The sequence below is a fragment of the Pedobacter sandarakinus genome (genome assembly GCF_026240095.1).
GTDB classification, from domain to species: Bacteria; Bacteroidota; Bacteroidia; order Sphingobacteriales; family Sphingobacteriaceae; genus Pedobacter; species Pedobacter sandarakinus.
In genome coordinates, this window is sequence record NZ_JAPIVG010000004.1 from 425,514 (window position 1) to 438,001 (window position 12,488).

General features: G+C 39.8%; 11 protein-coding genes. 2 read left to right on the forward strand and 9 right to left on the reverse strand.

Annotated features, from left to right (window positions below):
• The first annotated feature begins 17 nt into the window (after positions 1–17).
• On the forward strand, positions 18–1,148 hold the full coding sequence (hppD, locus tag OQ268_RS13330; RefSeq protein ID WP_265856691.1) for a 4-hydroxyphenylpyruvate dioxygenase: 1,131 nt from the start codon (positions 18–20) through the stop codon (positions 1,146–1,148).
• A gap of 253 nt (positions 1,149–1,401) precedes the next feature.
• On the opposite strand, the gene OQ268_RS13335 is transcribed toward hppD, so the two are convergent.
• The 3 genes from OQ268_RS13335 to OQ268_RS13345 all read right to left on the reverse strand — a co-directional run bounded on the left by OQ268_RS13335 (position 1,402) and on the right by OQ268_RS13345 (position 3,367).
• Entirely contained in the window at positions 1,402–1,920 is a 519-nt protein-coding gene (locus tag OQ268_RS13335) for a DsbA family protein (protein ID WP_265856692.1), read from the reverse strand.
• Between the two features lie 6 nt (positions 1,921–1,926).
• On the reverse strand, positions 1,927–2,385 hold the full coding sequence (locus OQ268_RS13340; protein WP_265856694.1) for a redoxin domain-containing protein: 459 nt from the start codon (positions 2,383–2,385) through the stop codon (positions 1,927–1,929).
• 64 nt (positions 2,386–2,449) lie between these two features.
• Positions 2,450–3,367 (reverse strand): DUF58 domain-containing protein, encoded by a 918-nt coding sequence (locus OQ268_RS13345; protein ID WP_265856697.1) that lies wholly within the window; start codon positions 3,365–3,367, stop codon positions 2,450–2,452.
• 286 nt (positions 3,368–3,653) lie between these two features.
• Here OQ268_RS13345 and OQ268_RS13350 point away from each other — a divergent pair, with 286 nt between their 5' ends.
• Complete coding sequence (locus OQ268_RS13350; protein ID WP_265856699.1) at positions 3,654–3,857, forward strand: hypothetical protein; 204 nt, start codon at positions 3,654–3,656, stop codon at positions 3,855–3,857.
• A 280-nt stretch (positions 3,858–4,137) separates the two neighbouring features.
• Here the strand turns inward: OQ268_RS13350 and OQ268_RS13355 are convergent, their stop codons facing one another.
• The 6 genes from OQ268_RS13355 to OQ268_RS13380 form a co-directional block, all read right to left on the reverse strand.
• Complete coding sequence (locus OQ268_RS13355) at positions 4,138–5,337, reverse strand: PQQ-dependent sugar dehydrogenase (RefSeq protein ID WP_265856701.1); 1,200 nt, start codon at positions 5,335–5,337, stop codon at positions 4,138–4,140.
• Between the two features lie 129 nt (positions 5,338–5,466).
• Entirely contained in the window at positions 5,467–5,787 is a 321-nt protein-coding gene (gene trxA, locus OQ268_RS13360; protein ID WP_322974008.1) for a thioredoxin, read from the reverse strand.
• A gap of 167 nt (positions 5,788–5,954) precedes the next feature.
• Complete coding sequence (gene dnaE, locus OQ268_RS13365; RefSeq protein ID WP_265856702.1) at positions 5,955–10,388, reverse strand: DNA polymerase III subunit alpha; 4,434 nt, start codon at positions 10,386–10,388, stop codon at positions 5,955–5,957.
• A 190-nt stretch (positions 10,389–10,578) separates the two neighbouring features.
• On the reverse strand, positions 10,579–11,256 hold the full coding sequence (locus OQ268_RS13370) for a type 1 glutamine amidotransferase domain-containing protein (RefSeq protein WP_265856704.1): 678 nt from the start codon (positions 11,254–11,256) through the stop codon (positions 10,579–10,581).
• Between the two features lie 89 nt (positions 11,257–11,345).
• Complete coding sequence (locus OQ268_RS13375; protein WP_265856705.1) at positions 11,346–11,798, reverse strand: lipocalin family protein; 453 nt, start codon at positions 11,796–11,798, stop codon at positions 11,346–11,348.
• A gap of 32 nt (positions 11,799–11,830) precedes the next feature.
• A complete protein-coding gene (locus tag OQ268_RS13380; protein ID WP_265856706.1) occupies positions 11,831–12,373 on the reverse strand; it encodes a lipocalin family protein in 543 nt (180 codons plus the stop codon).
• Between the last annotated feature and the right edge of the window lie 115 nt (positions 12,374–12,488).

Sequence of the window (12,488 nt, forward strand, 5' to 3'; positions counted from 1 at the left end):
GGTAAAAACATACAAAAATGGAAACACAAACATTTGCAGAAAAAATAGCAAAAGCACAGGATTTTCTGCCAATTAACGGAACTGATTACGTAGAATTTTATGTGGGTAATGCCAAGCAGGCTGCCCACTATTACAAAACTGCATTTGGCTTTCAAAGTTTGGCCTACTCCGGACCAGAAACTGGCGTAAGAGATCGGGCTTCTTATGTGCTTCAGCAAGGAAAAATCAGACTAATTTTAACGACAGCATTAAAATCAGAACACCCTATTTCGGAACATGTTAAAAAACATGGCGATGGTGTTAAGGTTTTAGCTTTATGGGTAGACGATGCTTATAGTGCCTTTGAAGAGACCACAAAACGCGGTGCAAAACCTTATATGGAACCCAAGACGATTAGTGACGAACATGGAGAGGTACGCATGAGTGGCATTTATACCTACGGCGAAACCGTACACCTGTTTATCGAAAGAAAAAACTATAATGGGCCTTTTATACCAGGTTACCGCGTATGGGAAAGCGACTATAATCCTGCAGATGCGGGATTGTTGTACATAGATCATTGTGTTGGTAACGTAGGATGGAACAGGATGAATGAGGCTGTACAGTGGTATGAAGAGGTGATGGGATTTGTAAACATCCTTTCTTTCGATGATAAGCAAATTAATACCGAATATTCGGCGTTGATGAGCAAAGTGATGAGCAATGGAAATGGCTTTTCTAAATTCCCTATAAACGAACCTGCCGAAGGAAAAAAGAAATCGCAAATTGAAGAATATCTTGAATTTTACGAAGGAGAAGGTGTACAACACATTGCGGTAGCCACAAAAGACATTGTGAAAACTGTTGAGGAACTCAAAGCCAGAGGTGTTGAATTTTTAAGTGCGCCTCCAGAAGCCTATTACGATATGATGCCACAGCGTGTGGGCAAAATAGATGAGGAAATTGCTTTGCTAGAGCGACTAGGGATTTTGGTAGATTGTGATGAAGAAGGGTATCTGCTCCAGATTTTTACAAAACCGATTGAAGACCGACCGACGTTATTTTTCGAAATTATACAACGTAAAGGTGCCCAAAGTTTTGGTGCAGGAAATTTCAAAGCGTTGTTTGAATCGCTGGAAAGGGAACAAGAGTTAAGAGGCAATTTATAATTTAAATTTGCATGTAAAGGAAGGCAAGCGCATAATATGGCTTGCTTTTTTTATACATGGATTTCACCGCCGTACTTATTTTGCAGTTAACCATTATCTTCACTAAAACTTCATAATTGAAACGCACCTTTGATTTAACAAAACACCAGAAGCGATTTCCGTTTTGTTAAATTCTAAAAACTCATACTTAGTTTTTTAGTTTTCCGGTTACCCTTATCTGATACCTCATGTGTTGCAAAATACATGAGGTTTTTTATGATGTACTTTCTTTAAGCATTTGATGGAGATCAGTTGCTCCGCCATCGAATTTGGTTCCATTAACGTAAAATGAAGGGGTACCATTCACACCGCTTCGAACGCCACTATCAAAGTCATTTTCTATTTTTTCGATTACCGATTTTGATATACGGTCTTGCTGAAATTGCTGCAAATCTAGTCCGAGTTGCTCGGCTAATTCGTTAAAAAGTGCATCTTCTAAACGATATTGATTGTCGTATATAGCATCATGCATTTCCCAGAATTTACCCTGCATTGCAGCAGCCTCGGCAACAATTGCAGCAGGCACAGCCATTTCGTGCGCTTGGCGCATAGGAAAATGCCTAAAGACTAACCTGATCTGATCGCCAAAAGCATCCTGAATTTCCTTTATAATGGGAAACGCATCGCCACAATACCTACACTGGTAATCGCCAAACTCTACAATGGTAACGGGTGCATTCTCTAGACCCACGATATGGTCGTTGGCACTAACAGGTGGTTTTAATGTGCTCATGTGCTGCTATTTCTCTAATTTCTCAAGTGCATCTAAAATCCCGTCGGCTCCAGGGTTAATATCCATTGCTGAGAGGTCGCTCCAGGCAATCTGTCCCTTTTTATCAATAACGAAGAGTGCCCTTTTACTTATACCAGCTGTTTCATCGTAAACACCATAAGCTTTAGCTACTTCACCCTTAGGCTCGAAATCTGCTAGTAGTGGAAACTGCAATTTTCGATCGTTAGCAAAGGCAAGGTGGCACCATGCACCATCTACTGATATGCCAAAGATTTCTGCGTTGTGCTTTGTAAAATAGCTTGTCATTTCGTTATACAATGCCATTTGGTCGCTACAAACGGGGCTCCAATCGGCCGGGTAAAATGCTAAAATTACATTTTTTCCTCTGAGGTCTGATAGCTTTATTTTTTGATTTGGAGCTGCGCTTAGCTCAAAATCTGGTGCGGTAGTGCCTGGTGATAACATGGGGATTAATTCTATTAATTTTTACTTAACAACATAAGGAATGAGCTGTTTTACATTGTTGGTTTTAACCTAATTTCTGCCTCTTAATTAAATACGATTGAAGTATGGGATAAAACCCTTCATTAATATCTGCATCGATGAGATCAATCTTATATTGGGCGCAGCGCATGGCAATTTTTTTTCTATAAATATCTACGGCAGCAACATAATTAGCTTTGACCTGATTGGTGTGCACTTTAATACTTTCACCAGATTCCATATCTATAAATTGGTATGGGCGATTATCAAACTCGAATGCAACTTCTTTTGGTTTATCTGATACATTGAAAACCACCACTTCATGTTTGTTGAATTTTAGGTGCTGTAATGCATCAAAAAATGCATCAGTTTCCGCATCATCGGTTTTGGTATTAAATAGATCGCTAAAAATGATGACCAGCGAACGTTTATGAACTAATTCAGCAACTTGGTGCAGCGCCTCGCTGATGTTGGTTTTTGCATTGGCTTTAGGCCTTTCCAATAATTCTTCGAGTTTGGCAAACAAATATTTTTGGTGTACCGTAGTGGACTTTGCAGGCGTGTTGAGCAAAATCTCATCGGTAAATAAACTTAACCCAAATGCATCTCTTTGCTTTTTAAGCATGTACATTAGTGCTGCAGAGGCTTGAATTGCAAAAGTAAATTTGTTTTCCTTTGGCGCCGGAAAATACATAGAGGATGAAACATCGATCACAAACTGGCAACGCAGATTAGTTTCTTCTTCGAAACGCTTGCTGTAGAGCTTGTCGGTTTTAGCATATAATTTCCAATCGATGTTTTTAACATTGTCGCCGGCATTGAATTGGCGATGCTCGGCAAATTCTACAGAAAATCCGTGGAAAGGACTTTTATGGAGACCGGTGATAAATCCTTCTACCACTTGGCTTGCTAATAATTCGAGGTTTCCAAAGCTTGTATTGTTCTCGTAATTTATTGCATCCATATCGTAAAACTAAAAAATATATCGCCAATTTAATTCTTTTGCAATGATTTTCCATATTTAGCTTGCAACAAAATCATCATGAACAAACAAGATTATCGCCTTCTCAACCTCATCATTTTATCTCTTCGCTGTTAACGCTTTCTGTATCGGTGGGCATAATTACTGAACTTCTAAAAACTTTTAAGACAGCAGAGATTGCCAACGTTTTTCCTATATCCTTGCAGGTATTGTATTTTCCGGATATTGCTTTAGGCATTTACCCATTCAAAAAGCACGCGAAGCCGATTTGCCAAAATTAAAGGATTTGGTAGTGGCCATATTGTACAGTCTGATATTTTTTATTATTGTATTGACAGTGATCCAAATTGCTTATCTGTTTGGGTACTACGAAGAAACCTTTGCACCAGCGGTTTATGTAGCCGCGGTATTTGGTGTGCTATTCTATGTTTGGGCCAATAAGAAAATAAATGCCCTGATAAAACTGCTTTAAAATTTATCGATGCAGATATTAATGAATTAATGAGAAGTATTACTGAACCCCCTTTATCGCAAGCTTCTTATTTTTGCGTATGGTATAGAAACGAAAATAGTAAGCCAAAGTATCCACTTAAACCCGATTGACGTGAAAATACTTTTTGCTGTACATACCTTGCTGTTTTACGATGCCGATAGCAAAAAGATTGAAACAAAAAGCGGGACTGCATTTCCCGAAGAAACACCATCCCGCTCATTTTCTAATCGTAAGGATTATTATGGTTTATTTTATAAGCCTATTGCTTGGTTATTTTGTATAATTTGCCGTTATCGGTTACTGAATACATGGCTCCGTCTTTCTCTACCATATCTCTAAAACGCTCGCCTTTACCTTCTAACAACCGCTCTTCGCCAACAACCTTGTCGTTTTTAATAACCAGGCGAATGATGTGAGAACCACCCAAGCCGCCAACGAAAAGGTTACCTTTCCACTCCGGGATAGCAGTGCTGTTATAGAAAGCGATACAGCCTGGAGAAATACTTGGGTTCCAATAATACACGGGCTGTTCCATGCCTTCCTTTTGTTGAATACCGTCGCCGACTTTTTTGCCGCTATATTCGGTACCATAGGTGATAATTGGCCAACCGTAGTTTTTACCCGGCTTTATAAGGTTTACTTCGTCGCCACCTTTTGGACCAAATTCAGCTTCCCATAAATCGCCTGTTAGGGGATTAATCGCCAATCCATCAGGATTACGTAAACCCAAAGCATAAATTTCTGGTTTAGCATCGCCTTTACCAGCGAAAGGGCCATTGGCTACTGGTTTTCCATCTGTAGTAAGGTGTAGAATTTTACCCAACGAAGAATTAAGGTACTGCGCCTGAATGCGGATGTCGCCACCAGAGCGCTCGCCCGTACTTACAAACAAATTACCGCTTTTATCGAACACGATTCTGGAACCATATTGCAGTTTACCTCCATAGGATGGTGTTGCACGATAAATTACCTGTTGATTTTCTACTGCAGTTTCGCTAGCTGATAGCTTTCCTTTGGCAATAGCAAGCAACACACCTTTATCTTGTGGCTCTGAGTAAGCCCAATAAATCATTCTGTTTTTAGCGAAGTTAGGATCGATGGTAACATCTAAAAGACCACCTTGCCCGGAATCGTCTACTTTTGGTAAGCCGGTAATTACTTTGCTCGACTTTCCCTCGGCAGTAAGTACCACCATGGTTCCACCTTTTTGGGTAATTAAAAAGCCACCGTTTGGAAGTACTGAAATGGCCCACGGGCGATCTAATTTCTCGTTAAGAACTGATATACTTAACGGTGTAGTGGTTTTAACACCTGCAATACGTGTTTGCCCTGCAAAGGCTGGCTTGTAATCTGCAGATGGCTGATTGGTTTCTACAGGTTTCTGCGCAAATGCGCTTGCAATGTTAAACGCAAAACCTGCCACCAGCAGGCTTAGGTTCTTTTTATTAAATGGGTGCATTTGTATAGTTAGATTTTGATTAAAGAAACGAAAATATTTTTGCATTAAAAAACCCAAGGTCGGTAATTGAACTTGGGTTTTAAATATGTTACAAGCTTAACAGCTTTAGTATTCTCTTGTTTGTGCCAACTAAACAATTTGCTTGTTTAATTTTTCAGCTAAAACTGATTTTGGAACTGCACCAACCTGTTTATCAACAACTTGACCGTCTTTGAAGTATAATAAAGCTGGGATGTTACGGATACCAAATTGCATAGAAATTTGCGGGTTGTTATCAACATTCACTTTTCCTACAACTGCTTTGCCATCGTACTCTTTAGCAATCTCTTCTACAACTGGACCAACCATGCGACATGGGCCACACCACTCTGCCCAAAAATCTACTAATACGGGTTTATCTGATTTCAATACAAGCTCCTCGAAGTTTGCATCTGTGATTTCTAATGCCATAATTCTTTTTTTTATGTTCAAATATATGTATTCAATTGCAATGCCAACACATCTGTAATGTCAATTTGACATTAGTTAAACGTTTGAAGCATCATGAAGCACTAAGCACCTTCCCCCATCTATTTGCCTAAAACATATTGCTTCTTTAATAAAATGATAGGACAGCGCTAGTTAAGCTTATAATTCACAACATTCAACCCCAGCAATTGTTCTAAGAACTTGTTATTGGGATTAATCCTCAGATTTTTCGAAGGCAAGTCTAACATGATTTGTTTCTCATTATCGAATACAGCAAAATTTAACTGACAGTTTTGCTGTTCGGTATTTGCCTTATTGTCTGCAAGTATGGCTTCGATTTCCCGCATAAGCTCATCATTTACCCTTTCTATAGGTACCTGAATGGTTAAACTTTTGGTTAACTTATCTCGAAGTTCAGACATGAGGTTAATGGCCGTGATTTTAAATTCCCAATCGCCTGCCTTGCCAAAACGCTCGCCAACTCGTCCCCTTATCTGCAAGAAATACCCTTCTGTTAAAAAGGACTTAAACTTTAGAAAGTCTTCTCCAAACAGGGCCATTTCGCAGGCATCGTCATAATCTTCAAAAACGAAGGTACCAAAGGGCTTACCTGTTTTCGTGATTCGTTGAGATGCAGAAACAACCAAGCCGCCTACGCAAAGTTCGCGATTTTTAAGTTTATCAAATTCTGCAAGTACCTCTTCGTTGCTATCGCCCATGCGCACTTTATTAATAATGCTCAGCTGCTTTACATTATGGGTACAAAAGCGATCGAGTTCAAGTTTATAGTTGTCTAAAGGATGGCCAGAGAGAAAAATCCCAATGGCGTCTTTTTCATACTTTAAACGATCCATTAGTGCCCACTCTGGCGAAACCGGCAACGAAGGTTCCAAAATTAAATCGGCCTTAGAGCCTCCAAACAGCGATCCCTGAGATGTACTTTCATTGTTTTGGAAGTCGTTGGCAAACTTGATAATTTTTTCGATTCCATTCATTTTATCATGGGGACCAATGTAGAAATATTGCGCCCTATGCCCGCCAAACGCATCAAATGCACCGCTGTAGACGAAACTTTCGTAAGCTTTCTTATTTACAATACGCGTGTTAGATCGCTTGGCAAAATCGTACACCGACTGGTAGGCGCCATTGCTCAAGCGTTCTTCAATAATACTTTCTACCGCTTTCTCGCCAACACCTTTAACCGCCGACATGCCAAACCGTACCTCTCCCTTTTGATTTACAGAGAATTTCAAATCAGATTCGTTAACATCTGGACCCAATACGGTTACGCCCATTTGCCTACATTCCTCCATAAAAAACGCTACCTGTTTAATGTCGCTCATGTTATTTGAAAGCACAGCAGCCATATACTCTGCCGGGTAATGTGCTTTTAAATAAGCTGTTTGGTAAGCAATCCATGCATAACAGGTAGAGTGCGATTTATTAAATGCATAGGATGCAAAAGCTTCCCAATCTTTCCAGATTTTTTCTAATGTAGTGGCATCATGTCCCTTTTCTGCCGCTTGTTTTACAAACTTGGGTTTCATTTTATCCAGAACATCTTTCTGTTTCTTACCCATAGCTTTCCGCAAAACATCTGCCTCACCTTTGGTAAAGCCTGCTAGTTTTTGCGATAAAAGCATCACCTGCTCTTGGTAAACGGTGATCCCGTATGTTTCTTTAAGGTATTCTTCGCAGGCATCCAAATCGTACTGAATTTCTTCTTCACCATTCTTGCGCCGTACGAAGCTAGGAATATACTCCATCGGGCCTGGGCGATACAAGGCATTCATGGCGATTAAATCGTCGAAAACGGTTGGTTTCAGCTCTTTCATGTATTTCTGCATTCCAGGACTTTCATACTGAAAAATACCAATGGTCTCACCTCGCTGGAAAAGCTCGTAAGTCATGACGTCATCAATAGGAAAATTATCTGGATTTAATTCGATACCATGTCTTTTCTTAACCAACTTCACCGTGTCTTTAATAAGCGTAAGGGTTTTTAAGCCTAGGAAATCCATCTTTAGTAAGCCAGCACTTTCTACAACAGAGTTGTCAAATTGGGTTACATAAAGATCAGAGTCTTTAGCTGTTGCAACGGGAACAAAATTCGTAATATCACTCGGGGTAATGATTACGCCACAGGCATGGATACCGGTATTTCTCAAAGAACCCTCCAGAACCTGTGCCTGCTGAATGGTTTCTGCACTTAAATCTTTTAAACCACCAAGGTTTTTTAATTCAACAACACGTTCATACTCATCTGGGCGAAGCGCATCCTTTAAACTCTTTTCATCGAGGTTGAAGATCTTCGCTAACTTCATATTAGGAATGAGTTTGGCAATTTTATCGGCCTCGAACAATGGCAAATCTAACACCCTCGCTGTATCCCGAATAGAAGACTTGGCAGCCATGGTGCCATAAGTAATAATTTGGGCTACCTGACTGGAACCATATTTATTGATTACATATTCCATTACCCTTCCACGACCTTCATCATCAAAGTCGATATCGATATCGGGCATCGAAACACGATCTGGATTTAGAAAACGCTCAAAAAGCAAATCGTATTTTATAGGGTCGATGTTGGTGATCCATAAGCAATAAGCCACCACAGAGCCAGCAGCAGAACCACGGCCGGGGCCTACTGATACATCTCTCCGCCGTGCTTCGGCAATAAAATCCTGAACAATTAAAAAATAACCCGGGTAGCCTGTCTTTTCTATGGTAGCCAATTCAAAATCTAAGCGTTCGATTACTGGTGGAGTAAGTTCCCCATACCTGATTTTAGCACCTTCGTATGTTAAATGTCTTAAGAATTTATTCTCCCCCCTTTTGCCACCATCGAGTTCATCTTCAGGAACCAGGAATTGCTCAGGAATATCGAATTTTGGCAATAATACTTCGCGAGCAAGCTTGTAAGTTTCAATTTTATCAACAATTTCCTGTATGTTTAAAATTGCCTCTGGCAAATCGGCGAAAAGCGCCTTCATTTCATCACCAGACTTGAAATAGTATTCTTGATTAGGCAAGCCATAACGGTAGCCGCGACCACGACCAATAGGGGTTGCCTGTTTCTCGCCATCTTTTACACAAAGTAAAATATCGTGTGCATTAGCATCTTTTTTATTGATGTAATAGGTATTGTTGGTGGCTACCAGCTTTACCTCATGCTTTTTCGATAAAGCAATCAATGCGGTATTTACCCGATCTTCGTCTTCCTGATTATGGCGCATAACCTCTATGTAGAAATCATCGCCAAACTGAGCTTTCCACCATAGCAGCGCCTCCTCTGCCTGGTTTTCGCCCATGTTTAAGATTTTGTTAGAAATTTCGCCAGAAAGGTTTCCAGATAACACAATAATATCGTCTTTATATTGCTCGATTACCTGCCTATCGATACGGGGCACATAGTAAAACCCTTTAGTATAAGCAATTGACGACATCTTGGCCAAATTATGGTAGCCATTTTTGTTTTTGGCCAGCAACACCATTTGGTATCCATTATCTTTTGCAGTTCTATCGAGGTGATTATCACATACAAAGAATTCAACCCCAACAATGGGCGTCATGATTACTTCGGTAGGCCGTTCGCCAGCCTCAATAGCGGCTGCATTTTTCGCCTCTGCAGCTTTATTATGGTTGAGTACGTTGTTCACGAAATGAAAAGCACCCATCATATTGGCATGATCCGTCATGGCTACGGCTGGCATCTTTAAAGATGCCGCTGCCTTTACCAGTGCAGGGATGCTAATGGTACTCTGCAAAACTGAAAATTGGGTGTGGTTGTGAAGATGCACGAATGTAGCAGCGGCTAGCTCTTGCTTATTGTTGGCTAACTCTTGTTTAGACACACCCCCACCCTCTTCTTTTTGAAGGCGTTTGCGAATTTCATCAGACGCAGCTTTGAGATTAATATGCTGGATACCAAAACTCGGGATAGCGCCCGGGTTAAACTCCCTAAAACGTGGAAAATACTCAGCGTCTACAAGAAGTTCTTCCTTTTTGAAAACTTCTTTTTTGATGAGCTCTAAAAAGCATCGCGTAGTGGCTTCTACATCGGCTGTAGCATTGTGGGCTTCGTTGAATGGCACTCCAAAAAGGTAGCCGTGCAACTCTGTTAAAGTGGGCAATTTAAATCTGCCCCCCCTACCGCCGGGAAGTTTCAGTAAATCGGCGGTGATTTCTGTACAGGTATCTAAAACCGGCATCTCTGCCAGATGATTTTCGATGCCGAAACGATAAAACTCACAACCCATAATGTTTACATCGAAGCCTACATTCTGGCCCACGATGAACTTGGATTTAGAAAGCGCCATACTAAATTTCGATAACACCTCTGCCAAAGCTACGCCCTGCTCAGCTGCCAATTCGGTAGAAATTCCGTGAATGCGCTCAGCATCGTACGGAATATTAAAACCCTCTGGCTTAACCAAATAATCTTGATGTTCCACCATCCTTCCCATCTCATCGTGTAGCTGCCAGGCAATTTGAATACAACGCGGCCAATTATCGGTATCGGTAATAGGTGCATTATAGTTACGAGGCAAACCCGTGGTTTCAGTATCGAAAATTAAATACATAGTGTGTTAAAAAGAATTAGCCGTTGCAGCATCATCACGGTTTTTCAAAAGTAGGGAATTTGAAATTGGATGCTATGGTTATTTTATCAACAAAAAGTAATTTGGCTTACCTTATCGTGTCGACACTATTACAAAAAAAAGGCTAAAACAACTGAATGCTTTAGCCTTTCTAAGAACCAATATGGTTTAATTATTTCAAGGTATTTAATAAAACTTTGGCCGCTTCCTCTGAAGACCCCGGGTTTTGGCCGGTAATGAGCAGGCCATCTTTTTTCACATAAGAACTCCAGTCTGCACCTTTGGTATAATTGGCACCTAAATTTTTCAATTCATCTTCCAATAAGAACGGAACTACATCTGTCAATTTCACGGCATCTTCTTCAGTGTTTGAAAATCCGGTAACTTCCTTTCCTTTAACAAGGGGTTCGCCACTTGCATCTTTCACTTTGATAAGCACACCTGGTGCATGGCAAACAAATGCTATAGGCTTTTCTGCCTGGTAGAAATCTTCAATCAACTTAATTGACTTTTCATCATTAGCCAAATCCCAAAGTGGCCCATGTCCGCCTGGATAGAAAACTGCATCGAAATCCTGGTCATTTACCTCGCTCAGCTTTACGGTATTCGCTAGAATATCCTTTAATTTGTTATCTGCCTTGAATCTTTTAGTGGCCTCGGTTTGTGCATCTGGCGCATCACTTTTTGGGTCAATTGGTGGTTGACCACCCTTGGGAGAAGCAACAGTAATCGCTACTCCAGCGTCTGCCAGCACATAATAAGGTGCGGCAAATTCTTCAATCCAAAATCCTGTCTTTTCCCCAGTATTTCCAAGTTCGCTATGCGATGTCAATATCATCAATACTTTCATGTCTTTTTAAATTTTATTATTCGATTAACAATAGTATGATAACGATGTTAGGCTTAGATCAAAAATTGACAAACCGTTTACGAACAACCTTAAAAATGTTCCTGGCTAACCAATTCACTTACATTATAACCTTTCTGTCTGCAGCGCTCTATAATATCAGCAAGCAAGTCTGCTTCCATTTTAGGTTCTCTAGCCATAATAAATAAGTATTTTTCATCTGGATGGCCAACTACAACATAGCTATAAGCTTCATCAATTTCAATGATCCAATAACCAATTTTGAAAGGCCATAAGAACTGCGCTTTCATTTCGCCGTCAGCCTTATCATCATAAAAAAACAATTTTGAAGTGATTGTTTTCTCTTCGGGTTTACCATCTTTATGATAGGTTGTTAATACATCGAAATGATCATCAGTCTTAAGCGTGTACGTTTCCGTTGTTTGCTTCCAATTTTTATCCATTAAAGTTGGAATAGAATATAGCGAGTACCATTTGCCTTCAAAGGCCTGTAAATCTAAATTTGAAACGGGTTTATTTTCCATAATATAATATTTCTTGATAATTATAAATTTTATTAGTGTTCTTGGCTAACCAGTTTTGTTACCGCGTATCCCCTCTCGGCACATCGTTTTATAATCTGATCCATCAATTCTTTTCCTAATAATGGTTTTCGAGACATGATGAAAAGATATTTTAGGTTCGGGTGGCCAATAACAACGTAGCTATAGTCTTCTGGAAGCTCAATAATGCGATAGCCAACTTTGACTGGCCAAACAAACTGGGCTTTCATTTCTCCGGCGGCCTTATCAGGATAAAAAAATAATTTTGATTTAATCGATTGCTGTTCGGGATTTCCGATTTTATGATAAGTGGTAAGTACATCAAAATGGTCGGACTTGAGCGTATAGTTTTCTATAGTCTGTCGCCACTTCTTATCTAAGAAAGTAGGAATACTCGTTAACGAATACCATTCACCTTGAAATTTCTCTAAGTTAATTTTCTCTACCGGTCTGTTATCGACACTAAAAAAAACAGTAGATTGTTTAAATGAAGAAAACCCAAAAGCAATTATAACAAGTAATGAAAAACAATAAATTTTAGCAGATGTAGCTTTCATAAAACATTTAACAACATAACATTTTGATAGTTAGAAAGTTTTCAAAAGGGTTTTTAAACCCTATATTTATTTATACCTTCGATAGGTGATTAACAGCAAACCATAAAATATAGAT

Excerpts from the sequence above, each read along its gene's own strand:
- hppD (WP_265856691.1), top strand. The coding sequence starts at position 18 with ATGGAAACACAAACATTTGCAGAAAAAATAGCAAAAGCACAGGATTTT.
- OQ268_RS13335 (WP_265856692.1), bottom strand. The coding sequence starts at position 1,920 with ATGAGCACATTAAAACCACCTGTTAGTGCCAACGACCATATCGTGGGT.
- OQ268_RS13340 (WP_265856694.1), bottom strand. The coding sequence starts at position 2,385 with ATGTTATCACCAGGCACTACCGCACCAGATTTTGAGCTAAGCGCAGCT.
- OQ268_RS13345 (WP_265856697.1), bottom strand. The coding sequence starts at position 3,367 with ATGGATGCAATAAATTACGAGAACAATACAAGCTTTGGAAACCTCGAA.
- OQ268_RS13355 (WP_265856701.1), bottom strand. The coding sequence starts at position 5,337 with ATGCACCCATTTAATAAAAAGAACCTAAGCCTGCTGGTGGCAGGTTTT.
- trxA (WP_322974008.1), bottom strand. The coding sequence starts at position 5,787 with ATGGCATTAGAAATCACAGATGCAAACTTCGAGGAGCTTGTATTGAAA.
- dnaE (WP_265856702.1), bottom strand. The coding sequence starts at position 10,388 with ATGTATTTAATTTTCGATACTGAAACCACGGGTTTGCCTCGTAACTAT.
- OQ268_RS13370 (WP_265856704.1), bottom strand. The coding sequence starts at position 11,256 with ATGAAAGTATTGATGATATTGACATCGCATAGCGAACTTGGAAATACT.
- OQ268_RS13375 (WP_265856705.1), bottom strand. The coding sequence starts at position 11,798 with ATGGAAAATAAACCCGTTTCAAATTTAGATTTACAGGCCTTTGAAGGC.
- OQ268_RS13380 (WP_265856706.1), bottom strand. The coding sequence starts at position 12,373 with ATGAAAGCTACATCTGCTAAAATTTATTGTTTTTCATTACTTGTTATA.